An 18355-nucleotide genomic window follows, 5' to 3' on the forward strand; every position below is an offset into this window, starting at 1 on the left:
AGTATTTTTGGAAATAAGAAGATGGGGGTCCTGCGATGAAACCGGGCGAAGTGATTGTGGCGGAAGGTGACATTACCCTGAATGCGGGGGCCGAGGTTCTGACCTTGCAGGTCGCCAATACAGGCGACAGGCCGGTGCAGGTCGGGTCGCATTTCCATTTCGCCGAGGCCAATCCAGCGCTGGATTTCGACCGGACGGCGGCGCGCGGCATGCGGCTCGATATCGCCGCTGGCACCGCCGTGCGGTTCGAACCGGGCCAAAGGCGCGATGTGTCGCTGATTGCGCTGTCGGGCGCGCGGCGTGTTTACGGGTTCAATCAAGCTGTGATGGGGGATTTGTGATGTCTTCACTTTCGACGCCACCGTTTCAACAGCCCTGCAAAAATCGAGCAGATGAGCACGACGATGATTTCAATAAGCACACCTTGAAGCACAAGCGTGAGGTCCATTGGTTGCCTCCTCTCATTTGTAACGAATCACGTTCGTTTTTGGGCAACCTCTCTATTAAGGGGAGTGACCGGTTACAGCGCCAACCACTCCGAGGGTTATTTTATCCCCACCGCCAGACACGAGGACATTAATCCATGCCAGCAACAATCAACCGCCGCGATTATGCCGCCATGTTCGGCCCCACTGTGGGCGACAAGGTCCGGCTTGCCGATACGGAATTGTTCATCGAGGTCGAACGCGACCTGACCGCCGAACTCGCCGGGCGGGCGACCACTGGCGGGTCTGGCCCCAACGCGATGTATTACGGTGAAGAGGTCAAATTCGGCGGCGGCAAGGTGATCCGCGACGGGATGGGGCAGTCGCAGGTCACGCGTGCGGCGGGTGCTGTGGATACTGTCATCACCAATGCGCTGATCGTGGACTGGACGGGCATCATCAAGGCGGATGTCGGCCTCAAGGATGGCAAGATCGTTGCCATCGGCAAAGCGGGTAATCCCGACACGCAACCCGGCGTCAATATCATCATCGGACCGGGGACCGAGGCGATTGCCGGTGAGGGCCGCATCCTGACCGCCGGCGGGATCGACAGCCATATCCATTTCATCTGCCCGCAACAGATCGAGGATGCGCTGTATTCCGGCTTGACCACGATGATCGGCGGCGGCACCGGGCCTGCGCATGGCACGCTGGCGACGACCTGCACGCCGGGGCCTTGGCATATCGGGCGGATGTTGCAAGCGGCGGATGGGTTTCCGATGAACCTCGCCTTTGCGGGCAAGGGGAATGCCTCGCTGCCAGCGGCGTTGGAGGAACAGGTGCTGGCAGGCGCGTCCTGTCTGAAACTGCATGAGGATTGGGGCACGACCCCTGCCGCAATTGATTGCTGTCTGTCGGTGGCCGATGCGCTGGACGTGCAGGTGATGATCCACACCGACACGCTGAACGAGGCGGGCTTTGTCGAAAATACAGTGGCGGCGCTGAAAGGCCGCACGATCCATGCCTTTCACACCGAAGGGGCGGGGGGTGGCCATGCGCCGGATATCATCAAGATCTGCGGCCAGCCCAATGTGATCCCGTCATCGACCAACCCGACGCGGCCATTCACCGTCAACACCATCGACGAACACCTCGATATGCTGATGGTCTGTCACCATCTGGACAAGTCGATCCCCGAAGATGTGGCCTTTGCCGAAAGCCGTATTAGGCGCGAGACCATCGCGGCAGAGGATATCCTGCACGACATGGGGGCGTTTTCGATCATCGCCTCGGATAGCCAGGCGATGGGCCGTGTGGGCGAGGTGATCATCCGCACATGGCAGACTGCCCATAAGATGAAGGTGCAGCGCGGCCAACTGGCCGAGGAAAAGGGCAATAATGACAATATCCGCGTCCGCCGCTATATCGCGAAATATACGATCAACCCGGCGATTGCGCATGGGATTTCGGCGCATGTGGGGTCCATCGAGGTCGGCAAACGCGCCGATCTGGTGCTGTGGAACCCGGCGTTTTTCGGGGTGAAGCCCGAGATGATCCTGATGGGCGGCACGATTGTCGCGGCGCAGATGGGGGACCCGAATGCGTCGATCCCCACACCGCAGCCGGTCTATACACGGCCCATGTTCGGCGCTTTCGGGCGGTCGCTGGAACATTCTGCGGTCACCTTTGTCTCTGCGGCGGCGCAGGATGCGGGGATCAGGGACACGCTGGGGCTGGCAAAACAGACCCTGCCGGTGGTGAACACCCGCAACATCGGCAAGAAGGATCTGAAACTGAACGATGCTATACCGCATGTCGAGGTGAACCCCGAAACCTATGAGGTCCGCGCCGATGGCGTGTTGCTGACCTGCGAACCGGCGGAGGTGTTGCCGATGGCGCAGCGCTATTTCCTGTTCTGATGCTGCATTGCAGAAAACGCATAGTGGCATTGCGCAAAGGGCTGTTGTTGGCCGGGGGTGCCGGGCCTAACTTGGGTGCAGGGAGGAAAGAAAACCGCATTCAAGAGGTGCAACATGACTTTCCAGACAGACAATACCCTGATCTCCAACCGCGAAATGCTGGCCGATCTGGTGATGATTCCGCTGCGCGCCGTTGGCCGCTTTCTCGTGCACGTTGCCGAAGCCACAGCACAGGCCCGTGCGCTGCACGAAGTGAACAATATGTCCGACGCCACGCTGGAAGCTGCTGGCCTGACCCGGTCGCAGGCCTTCGAACTGGTTTTGTCGCGCCACGACTGACACTCCGGCACCGATCTGATAGCTTTTCGCAGCATAATGCGAGGGGCTTTTGATGTATCGTGCTTTGATAATTTCCGTTCTGGCCAGTCCGGCCTGGGCTGTCTGTCCGGTCGCAGAGGATCTGCAGAGCGGGATTCGTTTGACAGCCGATGATGGCGCGGTGGAAACCTATGTCGCGCAGACGCCGGATATCGTCGAACTCACGGTCACCTATGACGGCGGGTATTCCGACAAAAGCCTGTTGGGCAAAGGTGTCTTTCTGCTGGCAGTGGAAGAGTTTTATCACGGCCAGAAAGTGCATGGCAGCGGATCGACCTATGCCTATCAGGACCCGGTGGATGCGATGCCGGACCCCGCGCCCCATGCGATCTGGCGCACCCGTGCGATTGTCGATGGTGCCGATGAGGACAAGATTACCGCAAGTTGGGACGCCCCGGTCGAGATGACCTATGGCGATTGCAGCTATACAGTGATCCCCGGCGAAATCACCTATAGCGGTGCCAATTACCGCCAGACCGAAGGGTTGCATTATCTGCCCGAGCTTGGCTTTGCCTATCTGGCGTTTTCGCAATACGAACATTCCGGCCAGATGAATGAATATCAGATCATAGCGATCTCGGCGGTGGAGCCGGGCGAATGATTGCGCGCGCCTTGCACATACATGACCACGCCCATGGCCCGGTGGCAGACCATGTCAGCCTGAATTATGACGCGCGGATGCTGCGCCGCAAACGTCTGGTGACGGATAAGGGAGAGGCATTTCTGGTCGATCTGCCGCAGACCACCTCGGTTGATGCCGGGCATGTTTTCGTGCTGGAGGATGGCCGTCAGATCATGGTCAAAGCTGCGGATGAGGCCTTGATGCGCGTCACCGGCGATCTGACCCGTCTGGCCTGGCATATCGGCAACCGGCATGCGCCCTGCGCGATCCTGCCTGATGCGCTGGTGGTGCAGCGCGAAAAGGTGATGCGCGCGATGCTGGAACAGCTCGGCGCGCAGGTTGTGGATTTCGACGGGCCGTTCACGCCGGAAGGTGGGGCCTACGGCCATGGCCGCACCATGGGGCATGATCACAGCCATTCCCATGCGTGACGCCGATCTGCTGACGTTGACGCAATGGCTGTCACCTTCCTATCCGGCGGGAGCTTTCGCCTGGTCGCATGGGCTGGAACGGGCCGTGGGGCGGGGCGATATTCGCAACGCCGCAGAGTTATCTGATTGGCTAAGTGATGTGCTGACCCATGGCGCGGGACGCAGCGATGCGATCCTGCTTTGTGCCTCCTATGCGGCGGATGATGTGTGCCCTGTGGCCGAACTCGCCGCCGCCCTTGCCCCCAGTGTCGAACGGCGGATGGAAACGCTGCAACAAGGGGCGGCCTTTGCCGCGACCACCCGCGCGGTCTGGCAGATTGACCTGCCCGATATGGCCTATCCGGTGGCGGTGGGGCGCGCGGCGTGGTTGATTGACCTGCCAGTGCTGCCGGTGGCGCAGCTCTGGCTGCAAGCCTTTGCCAGCAACCTTGTGCAGGCCGCGCAACGCCTGATGCCCTTGGGCCAGACCGAGGCGCAGCGGATTCTGGCGGGGCTCGCGCCTCTGTGCATCCGCATCGGGGCAGAGGCCACAAGCGCCAGCCTTGATGATATCGGTTCTGCCACTTTCGCGGTGGATACCGCATCCATGCAGCATAAACACAGCTATTCCCGGATCTTCCGGTCCTGATGAAAGGTCACCCCATGTCCCCCAACGGCCCATTGCGTATCGGTATCGGCGGCCCTGTCGGCGCGGGGAAAACCACGCTGACCGCCGCCTTGGCGCGCGCGCTCAAGGATGAGATCAGCCTCGCCGTGATCACCAATGATATCTACACACAGGAAGACGCCGAAGCCTTGATGCGGATGCAGATCCTGCCTGCTGACCGGGTGATGGGGGTGGAAACCGGCGGTTGCCCGCATACGGCGATCCGCGAGGATGCCTCGATCAACCTTGCCGCTGTCGCGGAAATGAACGCGCGGCATCCGGCGCTGGAGCTGATCCTGATCGAAAGCGGCGGCGATAATCTGTCAGCGACCTATAGCCCCGAACTTGCCGATCTGACGATCTATGTCATCGACACGGCAGCGGGCGAGGATATCCCGCGCAAAGGTGGCCCGGCGATCACACGGTCCGATATTCTGGTGGTGAATAAAACCGATCTGGCCCCCTATGTCGGGGCCTCGCTCGACATGATGAAGGCAGATGCCGCAAAGATGCGCGGCGATCTGCCTGTGGTTTTTGCCAGTCTGAAACAGGGCAAGGGCGTGGATGATATCGTGGCCCTGATCCGCAGTATCGGCGGCTTATAGAGGGCGCTCAAACCTTCCCCGCGGGGAAGATGACCTTCCCCGCGGGGAAGGTTTTAGCGCCGCCCGAGCTTGCCGAACTCACTGTCCAGCAGCGCGCGCAGCTTTTTGGCACCCCCGCGCAAAGCCTTTTCGACATCGGCGTCGTTATGCGTCACGGTCTGAGGCTGCATGCCTTCTGGCCGGCCTTCAACGGTGCAGCGGATATCATCTGACCCACCTTTGGTGGCATTCACATCAACGATATGAACCTCAACCCGGGTCAGACGGTCTGTCAGATGACCCAATGCGCCGGTGACAATGGTTTCAGCCACTTCGGCCAGACGGTCATCGCCCTGAATGCTGGAATCGGTGTTCAGTTGGAACTGCATGTCGGTCCTTTCGGTGTCATTTCTCTATGTCACCTATGTATAACGCCTTGGATTTCCAAGGGTTCCCGGTTCAGTCCTGCAACAGCTTCACCTCGCGCTGCGGGAAAGGGATGCTGATCCCATGTGCCGCAAAAGCATCCCAGAGTGCCAGAAACACATTGCCCCTTATATTGGTCAGACCGCCGGTCGGGTCGGAAATCCAGAACCGCAGCACGTAATCGACCGAACTGTCGCCAAAGCCTATGATGTGACACACGGCAGGGCGGGTTTTCAGCACGCGTTCCACGCTTTCGGCAGCCTCAACCGCGATCTTGCGCACCTGATGTGGGTTATCGCTGTAGGAGGTGCCGAAATGGATATCGAGCCGGACAAATTCATTGGAATGCGACCAGTTGACGACCTGCCCGGTGATCAGATCCTCATTCGGAATCAGATATTCCTTGCCGTCGCGGGTGACGACCGAGACATAGCGCGCGCCCAGCGAATTGATCCAGCCGAAGGTATCGCCAAGGCTGATCACATCGCCGGGCTTGATCGATTTATCCAGCAGGATGATGACGCCCGACACAAGGTTCGACACCACTTTTTGCAGACCGAACCCCAAGCCCACACCGATGGCGCCGGACAGCACGGCCAACCCGGTCAGATCGATCCCCAAAGCGCGGATGCCGATGAAAAACGCGGTGCCGTAAAGGCCGATCTGCACCGCCTTGATCAGCAGGACCTGCATGGACGGGCTGATATCGGCATTGCTGGTGATCTTGCTGGCCGTCGTGCGCATCACAAACCGGACCAAGGCCAACAGCAGGGTCAGGACCACCAGCGACTGGATCAGCAAAAGCAGGGTAAAGCGAATCTCGCCGATGCTGAAGCCGATATTGTCCAGCACGCCTTCGGCCTGATCAACCACGCCGAGGATCAGCAAGGTCACATAAATCCACGCGCCATAGCGGATCGTGCGGCGCAAAGGCACGCTTTTGATCAGCCGTGTCGCGAAGGCGATGATCAGCCAGGCAAAGGCGAGCGTGCCGACAATGCTCAGCAGATAGCTGCGGCTGGGCCAAGTATATTCGCGCAGGAACGCGATCACGAGCCAGATCAGGATCACGAAAAAGATCGCGCGCAGGCGCTGATGGATCACCGCGAGGATACGCATCCGCCATTTCGGCCAATTGTCGCGCGATGCCATCCAGTTGCGGATCGCAGGCCCCAGCCAGGCCCGCAGCACATGGGCGAGCAGCATCAGCCCGAGGATGATTGCGATCTGATACAGGTTCCACGGCCGCAGCAGCCCGCCCGCCACGAATTGCAGCTGGGTATAAAGATCGGTGCCAATCGACACGATCTCTTGCAATTGCTGGGCTGACAGCTCGGGTGGCGGGTCTTGGTTTTCCATGGCGCTCCGCTGATCACTGGCCTTGAACTGTGGCACGGGGCTTTGGGCCTGACAAGTGTGGCTGCCCTTGCGGGAAGCCGGGGCAAGGTGTATCTGAGGCCCATGAAACAGGTTTTTGACATGGATGACCGCGCCCGCCTGCCTTGGCGGTTTTACGGCGCGACCTGCTCGGTCCTTGCGCGGGGCTGACGCCTGCCGTTTCCGCACGTCTGCACTTTACCGCAATTTCTAGTATGGGAGAGGACAATGTCCCCCAAAACGCTGTACGATAAAATCTGGGATGCCCATGTGGCGCATGAGGCCGAGGATGGCACCTGCCTGCTCTATATCGACCGCCATCTGGTGCATGAAGTCACCAGCCCGCAGGCCTTTGAAGGGTTGCGGATGGCGGGTCGTGGTGTCCATGCGCCGGATAAGACCATCGCCGTGCCGGATCATAACGTCCCCACGACGGCAGGGCGCAATGACCCCAAGAACATGACCGAGGATAGCGCAATTCAGGTCGCCGCCTTGGACACGAATGCCAAGGAATTTGGCATCCATTACTATCCCGTGTCCGATGTCCGTCAGGGGATCGTGCATATCGTCGGCCCTGAACAGGGCTGGACCTTGCCCGGCATGACGGTCGTTTGTGGTGACAGCCACACCGCGACGCATGGTGCCTTTGGCGCGCTGGCGCATGGGATCGGGACGTCCGAGGTGGAGCATGTGCTGGCCACCCAGACGCTGATCCAGAAGAAATCCAAGAATATGAAGGTCGAGATCACCGGCAAATTGCGCCCCGGCGTGACGGCCAAGGACATCACCCTGTCTGTCATCGGTGCCACCGGCACCGCTGGCGGCAATGGCTATGTCATCGAATATTGCGGCGAAGCGATCCGTGATCTGTCGATGGAAGGGCGGATGACCGTCTGCAACATGGCGATCGAGGGCGGGGCACGCGCAGGGATCATCGCGCCGGATGAAAAGACCTTTGAATATTGCAAAGGCCGCCCGCATGCCCCGAAAGGCGCGCAATGGGAGGCGGCTGTGGCGTGGTGGAAAACGCTCTACACCGATGAAGGCGCGCATTTCGACAAAGTCGTGACGCTGAAAGGCGAAGATATCGCGCCTGTGGTGACCTGGGGCACCTCGCCCGAGGATGTGTTGCCGATCACCGCCTCTGTGCCATCGGCCGACAGCTTCACCGGCGGCAAGGTCGGCGCGGCGCAACGCTCGCTGGATTATATGGACCTGACCCCCGGCACGCCGCTGACCGATATCAGCATCGACACGGTCTTCATCGGCTCCTGCACCAATGGAAGGATCGAGGATCTGCGTGCTGCGGCGGCGATCCTGAAGGGTAAAAAGAAGAAAGACGGGCTGCGCGCGATGGTCGTCCCCGGCTCCGGCCTTGTCCGCGCACAGGCGGAAGAGGAAGGGCTGGCGCAGATTTTCATCGATGCCGGTTTTGAATGGCGGCTCGCGGGCTGTTCCATGTGCCTTGCGATGAACCCCGACCAACTGGCACCGGGCGAGCGTTGCGCGGCCACATCCAACCGCAATTTCGAAGGCCGGCAAGGGCGCGGTGGACGCACCCATCTGATGTCCCCCGCGATGGCGGCAGCGGCAGCGATTACCGGCAAACTGACCGATGTGCGGGAGATGATGTGAGTTAGTGATGCCGCACCGTCTTCTTTCAGAAAACGATAGAAAAGAGCAGCTGTCGCAGGCGTACGTGGCTGCGCTGGCTGCTGGGTGCGGCTACACCGTTTCTATTCCGAATCTTGATCGAGACAGTGTTGATATTCAAGTTTCTTCAGGGTCTAGTAGACGGGCATCAGTGCAATTTCAGTTGAAAGCAACAGTGTCGCCCGACTGGTCAGACGACGGTCTAAAATTTCAGTTGAAGCAAAAAAACTACAACGATCTGGTTTGTGTCAGGCAAGTTCCATTACTTTTGGCCGTCATGGTCTTACCAGCACAGGAACAAGATTGGCTTACGGTGAGTTTGAACGAAATGATACTGAAGCAGTGCGTATGGTGGCATTGTATGATCGGCAACGCGACAACTGATCAAGGCAGCAAACAAGTATTAATCTCGACAACCAACATTCTGGATCAGAAATCACTCTGTGACCTGATCCGCAGGTCAGAGGAGGGAACATTATGAAGGGGATCATAACAGACTCTGATGCGCTGCAGGCGGTGTCTGTTCTTTCGGTTCACTCCTACCTCCGTGCAGAAGGATGGCACCGTGGGGATGATCTGGGTGATCGAGGCGTTGTGTATCTCGGACCGTCTGATGTGGAGGTATTCGCACCCGGATCTGATCGACTTGGAGACTATCCTTCAGCGATTTCTAGTGTTGTTGAGGCTATCGCACGTAGCGAAAACAGAGATGAGCTGTCAGTTTACCGTGACTTGGTGACTGCTGACCGTGATGTTATTCGATTCCGGGCACCAGATGCTGACGATGATGGATCTATTGGTCTGTTGGCCGGTGTGGACCTTGTTGAGCAAAGCAAAGAGGCCCTGCTCGCCGCGGCCTGCTCGGCCGGAAGTCCGCAGCGGTTTTTCAGAAGTGGCAGAAACATCCCGGCCAACGAATACTTGCAGTCTGTTAAGCTGGGTCAGACCGAGCATGGCAGCTTCGTCGTGAACCTGTTTTCGCCGGTTCCGCCGCAGCTAAGTGAAATACCTCAACAGAGTTTTTGGCCAGAGCTGGACGAGGAGCCTTTTTCTAGAAAGGTGACGCGTACTCTCGCAAATTCAATTGAGGCTTTGATCGATGCACTCGGTCAAGTTGGTCGAGGTGCTAGTATCGAAGCTTTCGAGGCGGCGGTGAACTATGGTGTGAGCTCGAATCTCTGTAGTGCCATTTCCAAACTGGCAAAGGACGGCGATGGGCTGGACTTCTCCCTAAGTTGGGCGCGTACCCGACCAGCTCCTGTGCCCAGGTTTACCCGGAGGTTTTCCGAGTCAGACAGTGAAATTTTGACGGAAGCTGCAAAAGTTCTTAAGCAAAGGCAGTCTTTTAACAATGAGATTTTGGAGGGCTACATTACCGGGTTGAATCGAGATGTCACCCCGGTTGATGGTAAGGTTAGCCTCAAAACATTTGTGGACGGTCAGCCGCGAAGTGTGATGGTCAGTCTCCCTCCTGCTGAATACAGGCAAGCGCTTGATGCCCATGATGCACGAAATGTGGTTGAAATTGAAGGTGACCTTGAGTTTGAAGGACAACGCTATTACCTTCGTCGCCCCCGCAACCTACGCGTAAAGACAGAAAGAGAAGAGCAGTAAATGCAAAAATTCACCAAACTCAGCGGGATTGCCGCACCCATGCCCTTGGTCAATATCGACACTGATATGATCATCCCGAAACAGTTTTTGAAAACCATCAAACGGTCCGGCCTTGGCGTGAATCTGTTTGATGAGATGCGCTATGATGATGACCGCAATGAAATCCCCGATTTCGTGCTGAATAAACCGCAGTACCGTGACACCCAGATTCTGGTGGCCGGCGAAAATTTCGGTTGCGGGTCCAGCCGCGAACATGCGCCTTGGGCGATTGCCGATTTCGGAATCACCTGCGTGATCGCGCCCAGCTATGCGGATATTTTCTATAACAACTGTTTCAAGAATGGCATCCTGCCGATTGTCCTGCCACAGGAACAAGTCGATGTGCTGATGAAGGATGCCGAAAAAGGCTCCAACGCGCGGATCGAGGTTGATCTGGAAGCACAGACCATCACGTCTTCTGATGGGGAGGTGTTCAGCTTTGAGGTGGATAGTTTCAAGAAACACTGCCTGCTGAACGGGTTGGATGACATCGGCCTGACGATGGAGAAATCCGAATCCATTGCCGGATTCGAGGCCAAGGCCAGCGCGGAACGTCCCTGGGTCTGACAAAAGCTGATCAAAATGAAGGCCGCAGTGATCCTGTGGCCTTCATTGTTTCCGTGCAGGAAACAGACTGTCCTGACGGTTGCAAGGGCGCACCAGTTTTGCGCCAAATGCTTGTGAAAATTCAGTAATATCCCCGCAAATCCTTGCAGATTTCCGTTGGACCGGTTCACATTATAGACCAGTTTACCTGCGATCTGGATCATTGGAACAAGAGTCGGCGACAATGTCCGGTTACGTTCCCGGGGGGAGAGGGTTATCGTGTTTATCAGGCTACCGGCAGCGATCGGGCGGGCGACATTGGTGGTGATATTGGTGGTCATGCCATCCGCCCTGTTGCAGGGCGGCAGGGCTGATTCCGCGCAGATTGTCGTGCTGGTCGCGCTGTTTGCGGCTTTGTTTACTTTTGTCGAATACATTGCCGCCAGTCCCAGTCTGGTCGAATTCCGCAATGCGCCGCCGTTCAACCGGATGCGGTTTTCGGCACTTTTCGCGATGGTGCTGTCCTTGTCGATGATCTTTCGCGGCTATCAGAATCCGTCAGAGATGACTGATCTGTTCCGTCGCAGCGGTGCGCAGATCGGGCAGGCGATTGATTTTCCCTATTCCCCCGTGCGGCTGATGGTTTCGATCATGCCCGAAGATGCCAGCCCAGAGCTGATGGGTCTGATGCGCGACGCTGCCGGGATGAGCTATCTGATCGCTTTGTTTTCGATTGTTTCGTTCATCCTGTTGATGCGTCTGCGCCGCTGGCCGCCACGGGGGGGTGCGTTCAATGTCTGGGTCAATCTGCCGACCTTTGATCCCACGGCAGGCGGTGATGTCGTCGCCCGCCTGCACAGAGATGCGCGCGTTAACATCATCTTAGGGTTTTTGCTGCCATTCTTGATTCCGGTGGTATTGACGCTGTTGTCGACCTTTGGGTCGCCGATTGATCTGGCAAACCCCCATAGTTTGATCTGGACGGTGACCGCATGGGCGTTTTTACCAGCAAGTATTGTGATGCGGGGTGTCGCGCTCAGCCGGGTGGCGGATATGATCGCCATGCAGCGCGACAAATTGCGCGATGCGCGCGACCGCGCGGTTGCGGGGGACTGGCGCTTGCCCTGATTCTGGTCTTCTGGCCATGGGTTTTGGTCGCTGACGGCCTGCGGATTGCGACTTATGCGGCGCCTTTGGGGCGCGATGGTCCGGGAATGTTGTTGCGCGATCTGATGCGGGGCGATGACCCGCAGATTGCCGCAATTCTGGCCGTGATCCGCCGGACCGACGCAGATGTGCTGCTGCTGACGGATTTTGATTATGATCTGGATGGGCTGGCGCTGGCGGCTTTTGCCGCCTTGGTCGACCCGCCCTATCCGCATCATTTCGCGCTGCGGCCTAATTCCGGCATGCCGACGGGGTTGGACATGGATCGCAATGGCCGTCTGGGTGAAGCGCGCGATGCGCAGGGTTATGGCCGGTTCAGCGGCGACAGTGGCATGGCTTTGCTGTCACGGCTGCCGATTGATCCGGGCGGGGTGACGGACCTGTCGGCGCTGCTGTGGCGTGATCTGCCGGGGGGCGTGCTGCCGGTGCTGGATGGGCAGCCGTTCCTGACGGATGCCATGCTGGATGTGCAGCGCCTGTCCACGACGGGGCATTGGGTCGTCCCGGTTCTGCCGCCCGATGCGCCCCCTTTTGCGATCATGGCATTTGCGGCGACGCCGCCTGCCTTTGACGGGCCGGAGCGGCGCAATGTCCTGCGCAACCGCGATGAATTGCGGCTGTGGGAGCATGTGCTGGACGGGCAGTTCGGCCCATTGCCCGATGATTTCGTGATTGCGGGCAATGCCAATCTGGACCCTTTTGCCGGGCGGGGCGAGACTGCGGCGATGGCCGCATTTCTGGCGCATCCTTTGTTGCAGGACCCGCTGCCGGACCTGCCGACAGCGGATTGGACGGAACTGGGGATCGGCAAGCTGCGGGTCAGCTATGTGCTGCCGTCGCGGGGGTGGGAGGTGGTGGATGCCGATGTCGATTGGCCGATGTCAGAGGGTGACAGCGGTTCTGCCGGTGTCCACCACCTTGTCTGGGTGGATATCCGGCGCGCGCGCGGATTGCAGGACGGTTTGCAGATCGGTCGCGCGGAAATCGGGCAGCAGCCGGGCGAATTTGCTGCCGCTGATCTGATGCGGCATGGCGTAAAGATACCGCATTTCGCGCAATTCGCGGGCAAGAGGCCAGAAAGGTGACAGGGCTGTCATCATCCACCAGGGAAAGGCGGCGAGTTTGATGGGTTTGTCTAGCTTGCTGGCGATATGATTGGCCAGATCGCGAAAGGTAAAGGCATGGCCGGGAAAGGGGATATCCTCGAACATCGCCAATTGCTGACGCTGTTCGGCCAAGAGCACCGCCGCGCGCGCCCAATCAGGGGTGTAGCAATAGGCCTGCAGCACATCGGGGTCATCGCCATAGGTGACTTTGCCTTTGGCAAGGTCGCGCAGGATGAACATCTGCATCACATCGCCGTTGCCGCGCGGGTCGATGAAATTGCCTGCGCGCAGCACGATTGTCTGCACACCCGCGTCGCGGTAGGCGGCTTCCATCGCGACCCGCACCCGGCCTTTGCGGGTCTTGGCCAGATGCGGGGTGTTTTCGTCGAGAACCCCGGGCTGGTTGCCGTAATTGTAGATATTGCCGGGCAGGATCACAGAGGCACCGCTGGCCTTTGCCGCCGCGATGACTTGATTGGTGATCGCGGGGATCGTCACGTTCCATTTGTAATAGGCGGGCGGGTTCAGCCCGTTGACGATGACATCGCAGCCCATTGCGGCCTGTGTCATGTCATCGGTTTTGCGGTTGAACTGGCGCACGGTCCAGCCAGCGTTCCAGAACGCCTCGGCAGCATGGCTGCCGATTTTGCCGGATGCGCCGAGGATGAGGACAGTTTTAGTCATGGTGATCTCCTTTATGTTGATATGAGGAGTTTGCGCTATTCACCGGCATTCGCATATTGCCAGAAAGCGGATATCATGTATTCATAATTGAATGGGTAAATTACCATCTCTCGACTGGTCCTTGGTGCAGGCCTTTTTGGCCGTCGCGGAAACCGGCAGCCTGTCGGGTGCGGCGCGGCATCTGGGGACCAGCCAGCCGACCTTGGGCCGTCAGATCAAACAGATCGAGGCGCAATTGGGTGCGGAATTGTTTCACCGCCAGCCGCGTGGTCTGGCATTGACCGATATCGGCGCGGCCTTGATCCAACCGGCGACAGCGATGCGCGATGCGGTGCAAAGGATCGCGCTGACAACAGCGGGGCGGCAGGCGAGCCTTGCCGGAAATGTGCGGATCACGGCGAGCGTGTCGACCTCTGCCCTGCATCTGCCGGCGATCATCGCGCAGATCCGCCGGCTGGAACCGCAGATCGCGATTGATCTGGTGCCGAGCGATGATAGCCGCAACCTGCTCTATCGCGAGGCGGATATTGCGGTGCGGATGTATCGCCCGACGCAGATCGATCTGATCACCCAGCATCTGGGCGATATCAAACTGGCGATGTTTGCGGCGGAAACCTATATTGCGGAACGCGGCATGCCGCAATCGGCGGCTGATCTGATGCAGCATGATTTCGTGGGCTTTGACGCCAGCCCCGATATCATCGACGGATTTCGTGCGGCGGGGATCACGGTGGACCGGGATTTTTTCAAGACCCGCTGCGACGACAATATTGCCTATTGGGAATTGGTGCGCGCGGGCTGTGGGATCGGTTTTGCGCAGGCAGGCGTCGGGCGGGCCGATTCCTTGGTGCGCGAATTGAACCTTGGCTTTCCCTTGCCGGTGCTGCCGGTCTGGCTGACCGCGCATGAGGCGATGCGCCAGACGCCCCGGATCAGGCGGGTCTGGGATTTGTTGGCGGCGGGGTTGCGGCCGCTGGTGTCTTGAACCTCGCGGCGAGGCGCGCTACGCCAATGCGACAGAATTTCACAAGGATAATCCCATGGCTAACCCATCCCTTCTGATCCTCGCCGGTGACGGCATCGGCCCCGAGGTCATGAACGAGGTCAAGCGCATCATCGACTGGTTCGGTGCCAAGCGCGATCTGGCCTTTGACGTGTCAGAGGATCTGGTGGGCGGTGCCGCCTATGACAAACACGGTGTGCCATTGCATGATGACACGATGGCCAAGGCGCAGTCGGTTGATGCCGTGTTGCTGGGCGCCGTCGGCGGGCCGAAATACGATGATCTGGATTTCAGCGTGAAACCGGAACGCGGGCTGCTGCGCCTGCGCAAGGAAATGGATCTGTTTGCCAACCTGCGCCCGGCGCAATGTTTTGACGCTTTGGCGGATTTTTCATCCCTGAAGAAGGATATCGTCGCCGGTCTGGATATCATGATCGTGCGCGAACTGACCTCTGGCGTCTATTTCGGTGAGCCGCGCGGCATTCATATGGAAGATAATATGCGTGTGGGCATCAATACCCAGCGCTATACCGAGGCCGAGATTGAACGCGGCGCGCGCGCGGCGTTTGAGCTGGCGATGAAGCGCGGCAAGAAGCTGTGTTCGATGGAAAAGGCCAATGTGATGGAAAGCGGCATCCTGTGGCGCGATGTCGTGACAGAGGTGCATCGCGATTATCCCGAGGTTGAGCTGTCGCATATGTATGCCGATAATGGTGCGATGCAGCTGGTCCGCGCGCCGAAACAGTTTGACGTGATTTATACCGACAATTTGTTCGGTGATATCCTGTCAGATTGTGCGGCGATGCTGACCGGGTCGCTGGGCATGTTGCCCTCTGCCTCGCTCGGCCTGCCGATGGCGAATGGCCGGCCCAAGGCGATGTATGAGCCGGTGCATGGATCGGCCCCGGATATCACGGGGCAGGGCAAGGCGAATCCGATTGCCTGTATCCTGTCCTTCGCGATGGCGCTGCGGTATTCGTTCGATCAGGGGGCAGAGGCGGATCGTCTGGAAGCGGCGATTGAAAAGGTTCTGGCCGATGGTGCCCGCACCGCCGATCTGATGGGGCCGGAAGGTGGCACGCCCTTGTCCACGACGCAGATGGGTGATGTGATCCTGTCCGCCCTCGACGAAAGCCTGTGATATGACCCCGAATGCCAAAGGTGCCCTGATTGCTTTGGCCGCCTTTGGCGTTTTTGCCACGCATGACGTGGTGGTGAAGGTGCTTGGCGGGATCTATTCGCCGGTGCAGATCGTGTTCTTCTCGGTCCTGTTGTCGTTTCCCTTGGCGACCTTCACATTGATGCGCGACAGCAAGCCCAGCACTTTGGTCCCGATCCATCCGTGGTGGATGGCGCTGCGCGCGGTGGCGACGGTGATCACCGGGTTCACGGCGTTTTATGCGTTTTCGGTCCTGCCATTGGCGCAGGTCTATACGATCCTCTTTGCTTCGCCTTTGCTGATCACGGTGCTGGCGATTCCGGTGCTGGGTGAAAAGGTCCGCATCCGGCGCTGGGCGGCGGTCATTGTGGGGCTGATCGGCGTGCTGGTCGTGTTGCGGCCGGGATCGGCGGAATTATCGATCGGGCATCTGGCGGCGCTGATGGCGGCGGTGGGCGGCTCGATTGCGTCGATCATCGTGCGCAAGATCGGGTCAGAGGAACGGCCCGTTGTGATGCTGCTTTATCCGATGGCGCTGAACTTTGTGGTGATGGCGGCGGCGCTGCCCTTTGTCTATGTGCCGATGCCGATTGAGCATCTGGGGATGATGGGGATCATCGCGGTCTTTGCCTGGATCGCGGGCCGGATGATCATTTCGGCCTATCAGGCGGGTGAGGCGGCGATCATCGCGCCGATGCAATATAGCCAGATCATCTGGGCGACGATTTTTGGCTTTCTGTTCTTTGGCGAATTCATCGAACTGACCACGGCCATCGGGGCCAGTATCATCATTGCCAGCGGGCTGTATATCGTCTTGCGCGAAAGCAAGTCCGGTGCGTCGGAGAATACGCCGGTGCTGCGCACGCGGTCGCGGTCGGAAACCGGGATCGTGCCACGCATCAGCATGCTGGCGCGGGTCAGCGGCAAGACCTTACCGGGGCAGAAAAGGGGCCGCCACTAGCGCCCTTCCGGCGGGGCAAAGCTGTGGGCATTGGCCCGCGCCCAGCGTTCGCGGTAGATCGGGTTGTCGGTGCCATCGTCGAGCAGGAAACCGTTGCGCAGATAGGTATAGACGTCATTGGCTTCGGTCATCTGGCCGTCGCCCCGCCGTGTCATGAAATGATAGGGCTCGAAATTATTCGGGTCGGTCAGGCCCGCAGCGCCCGCCATTTCACCCAAAGCTTTCAGTGTGTTGGCGTGGAACCGCGCGACGCGGTGGGATTTATCATCCACATCCAGCGCGCGCTGGCGGAGCGGGTCTTGTGTCGCGACACCGACCGGGCATTTGTTGGTGTGGCAGGCCTGCGCCTGAATACAGCCCACGGCGAACATATAGCCGCGCGCGGAATTGCACCAATCCGCGCCAATCGCCAGCGCGCGGGCAATGTCAAAGGCGCTGACGATCTTGCCCGCCGCGCCGATCTTGACCTGATCGCGCAGGCCCGCACCGCGCAGGGTATTGTGGACAAAGGTCAGCCCTTCGACCAAGGGCATGCCGACATGGTTGGCGAATTCCAAGGGGGCCGCCCCGGTGCCGCCTTCGCTGCCATCCACCACGATGAAATCAGGCACGATGCCGGTTTCCAGCATCGCCTTGACGATACACATGAATTCGCGCCGATGCCCGATGCAGAGTTTGAACCCCACGGGTTTGCCGCCTGACAGATCGCGCAGCTGGCCGATGAATTGCATCATCCCGACCGGGTTGGAAAATTCAGGATGGGCGGCGGGAGAGACGCAATCCTGCCCCATCGGGATACCGCGCGCCTCTGCGATCTCAGGTGTAATCTTGGCGGCGGGCAGCATGCCGCCATGGCCGGGTTTTGCCCCCTGGCTGAGTTTCAATTCGATCATTTTGACCTGTGGGTCAGCGGCAGTTTCGGCGAATTTGTCGGGGTGGAACCGCCCGTCATCCGTCCGGCAGCCGAAATAGCCTGATCCGATTTCATAGATCAGATCGCCGCCTGCCTGCCGGTGATAGCGGCTGATCCCGCCTTCGCCGGTGTCATGCGCGAAACCGCCCATCTTGGCCCCGGTGTTCAGCGCAAGGATCGCATTGGCGGACAGCGCGCCAAAGCTCATCGCGGAAATGTTGTAAAGCGAGGCATCATAGGGTTGCTTGCAGGCATCATTGCCGATGCGGACCCGGAAATCCGTGTCAGGGAAATGCACCGGCTGGACCGAATGGGTCAACCAGGAATAGCCCGCCTCGTATACTTTTTCCTGCGTGCCGAAGGGGCGCTTATCCTCGGCCCCTTTGGCGCGTTGATAGACCAAGGATCGTTGTTCGCGGCTGAATGGTTGTTCGTCCTGATCGTTTTCGATCAGATATTGCCGGATTTCCGGGCGGATGCTTTCCAGCAAAAAGCGGATATGCCCCATGATCGGATAATTGCGCAGGATCGAATGATTGTGCTGGCGCAGATCATAAACGCCTAGCACAGTCAGCCCGACAAAGATCACAAAGAACAGCCAGAAAATCCCGGCCCAGAACGTCAGCGCGAGGCTGATCAGCGCCAGCGTCGCGGCAATGATCAGCGGGGTGAACCTGTTGGGTAATGACAATCGTGGCACAG

General features: G+C 59.1%; 19 protein-coding genes and 1 pseudogene. 16 read left to right on the plus strand and 4 right to left on the minus strand.

Going from position 1 to position 18355, the window contains the following annotated elements:
• Positions 1–35: 35 nt before the first annotated feature.
• The 7 genes from VOY09_RS07935 to ureG all read left to right on the plus strand — a co-directional run bounded on the left by VOY09_RS07935 (position 36) and on the right by ureG (position 5026).
• Positions 36–341 carry an urease subunit beta gene (locus tag VOY09_RS07935; protein ID WP_322894061.1) on the plus strand — a complete coding sequence of 102 codons (306 nt, stop codon included), beginning with the start codon at positions 36–38 and terminating at the stop codon, positions 339–341.
• A gap of 242 nt (positions 342–583) precedes the next feature.
• Complete coding sequence (gene ureC / locus VOY09_RS07940; protein ID WP_322894060.1) at positions 584–2344, plus strand: urease subunit alpha; 1761 nt, start codon at positions 584–586, stop codon at positions 2342–2344.
• A 114-nt stretch (positions 2345–2458) separates the two neighbouring features.
• A complete protein-coding gene (locus tag VOY09_RS07945) occupies positions 2459–2683 on the plus strand; it encodes a DUF1127 domain-containing protein (RefSeq protein ID WP_322894059.1) in 225 nt (74 codons plus the stop codon).
• A gap of 52 nt (positions 2684–2735) precedes the next feature.
• Complete coding sequence (locus VOY09_RS07950; protein WP_322894057.1) at positions 2736–3323, plus strand: hypothetical protein; 588 nt, start codon at positions 2736–2738, stop codon at positions 3321–3323.
• Complete coding sequence (locus VOY09_RS07955) at positions 3320–3775, plus strand: urease accessory protein UreE (protein ID WP_322894055.1); 456 nt, start codon at positions 3320–3322, stop codon at positions 3773–3775. Before VOY09_RS07950 ends, VOY09_RS07955 begins: the two co-directional genes overlap by 4 nt.
• Entirely contained in the window at positions 3768–4403 is a 636-nt protein-coding gene (locus VOY09_RS07960) for an urease accessory protein UreF (protein ID WP_322894146.1), read from the plus strand. Before VOY09_RS07955 ends, VOY09_RS07960 begins: the two co-directional genes overlap by 8 nt.
• A 14-nt stretch (positions 4404–4417) precedes the next feature.
• Positions 4418–5026, plus strand: a complete 609-nt coding sequence (gene ureG, locus VOY09_RS07965) for an urease accessory protein UreG (protein WP_322894053.1) — start codon at positions 4418–4420, stop codon at positions 5024–5026.
• A 53-nt stretch (positions 5027–5079) separates the two neighbouring features.
• Here ureG and VOY09_RS07970 read toward each other — a convergent pair whose 3' ends face one another.
• Positions 5080–5394 (minus strand): HPF/RaiA family ribosome-associated protein, encoded by a 315-nt coding sequence (locus VOY09_RS07970; protein ID WP_322894052.1) that lies wholly within the window; start codon positions 5392–5394, stop codon positions 5080–5082.
• Between the two features lie 70 nt (positions 5395–5464).
• On the minus strand, positions 5465–6790 hold the full coding sequence (locus VOY09_RS07975; protein WP_322894050.1) for a mechanosensitive ion channel family protein: 1326 nt from the start codon (positions 6788–6790) through the stop codon (positions 5465–5467).
• 246 nt (positions 6791–7036) lie between these two features.
• Here VOY09_RS07975 and leuC point away from each other — a divergent pair, with 246 nt between their 5' ends.
• From leuC to VOY09_RS08005, 6 genes are all read left to right on the plus strand, one after another.
• Positions 7037–8443, plus strand: coding sequence for a 3-isopropylmalate dehydratase large subunit (leuC, locus tag VOY09_RS07980; RefSeq protein ID WP_322894049.1), 1407 nt, complete (start codon positions 7037–7039; stop codon positions 8441–8443).
• Positions 8444–8450: 7 nt separating this feature from the next.
• Positions 8451–8942 (plus strand): DUF4365 domain-containing protein, encoded by a 492-nt coding sequence (locus tag VOY09_RS07985; RefSeq protein ID WP_322894048.1) that lies wholly within the window; start codon positions 8451–8453, stop codon positions 8940–8942.
• Positions 8939–10075: a hypothetical protein gene (locus VOY09_RS07990; RefSeq protein WP_322894046.1), complete on the plus strand. Its 1137-nt coding sequence runs from the start codon at positions 8939–8941 to the stop codon at positions 10073–10075. Before VOY09_RS07985 ends, VOY09_RS07990 begins: the two co-directional genes overlap by 4 nt.
• Positions 10076–10681 carry a 3-isopropylmalate dehydratase small subunit gene (gene leuD, locus VOY09_RS07995; protein WP_322894045.1) on the plus strand — a complete coding sequence of 202 codons (606 nt, stop codon included), beginning with the start codon at positions 10076–10078 and terminating at the stop codon, positions 10679–10681.
• 258 nt (positions 10682–10939) lie between these two features.
• The gene (locus tag VOY09_RS08000; RefSeq protein WP_322894043.1) at positions 10940–11788 is read left to right on the plus strand and encodes a hypothetical protein; all 849 of its coding nucleotides are present in this window, start codon (positions 10940–10942) and stop codon (positions 11786–11788) included.
• Positions 11789–11811: 23 nt separating this feature from the next.
• A complete protein-coding gene (locus VOY09_RS08005) occupies positions 11812–12912 on the plus strand; it encodes an endonuclease/exonuclease/phosphatase family protein (protein WP_322894041.1) in 1101 nt (366 codons plus the stop codon).
• Positions 12913–13059: 147 nt separating this feature from the next.
• Here the strand turns inward: VOY09_RS08005 and VOY09_RS08010 are convergent.
• Positions 13060–13617: pseudogene (locus VOY09_RS08010) on the minus strand (NAD-dependent epimerase/dehydratase family protein); the annotation flags it as partial.
• 91 nt (positions 13618–13708) lie between these two features.
• Here VOY09_RS08010 and VOY09_RS08015 point away from each other — a divergent pair.
• From VOY09_RS08015 to VOY09_RS08025, 3 genes are read left to right on the plus strand one after another with little or no spacing between them, the layout of a single operon-like run.
• Positions 13709–14602, plus strand: coding sequence for a LysR family transcriptional regulator (locus VOY09_RS08015; RefSeq protein WP_322894039.1), 894 nt, complete (start codon positions 13709–13711; stop codon positions 14600–14602).
• A gap of 55 nt (positions 14603–14657) precedes the next feature.
• Positions 14658–15761, plus strand: coding sequence for a 3-isopropylmalate dehydrogenase (gene leuB / locus VOY09_RS08020; protein ID WP_322894037.1), 1104 nt, complete (start codon positions 14658–14660; stop codon positions 15759–15761).
• A 1-nt stretch (position 15762) separates the two neighbouring features.
• Entirely contained in the window at positions 15763–16740 is a 978-nt protein-coding gene (locus tag VOY09_RS08025; protein WP_322894034.1) for a DMT family transporter, read from the plus strand.
• Here VOY09_RS08025 and VOY09_RS08030 read toward each other — a convergent pair.
• A complete protein-coding gene (locus VOY09_RS08030; protein WP_322894033.1) occupies positions 16737–18353 on the minus strand; it encodes an FMN-binding glutamate synthase family protein in 1617 nt (538 codons plus the stop codon). The two genes, VOY09_RS08025 and VOY09_RS08030, sit on opposite strands and share 4 nt — an antisense overlap.
• Between the last annotated feature and the right edge of the window lie 2 nt (positions 18354–18355).

Origin of the sequence: Yoonia sp. 67-2, from assembly GCF_035117555.1 — a bacterium.
Lineage (GTDB): Bacteria > Pseudomonadota > Alphaproteobacteria > Rhodobacterales > Rhodobacteraceae > Yoonia.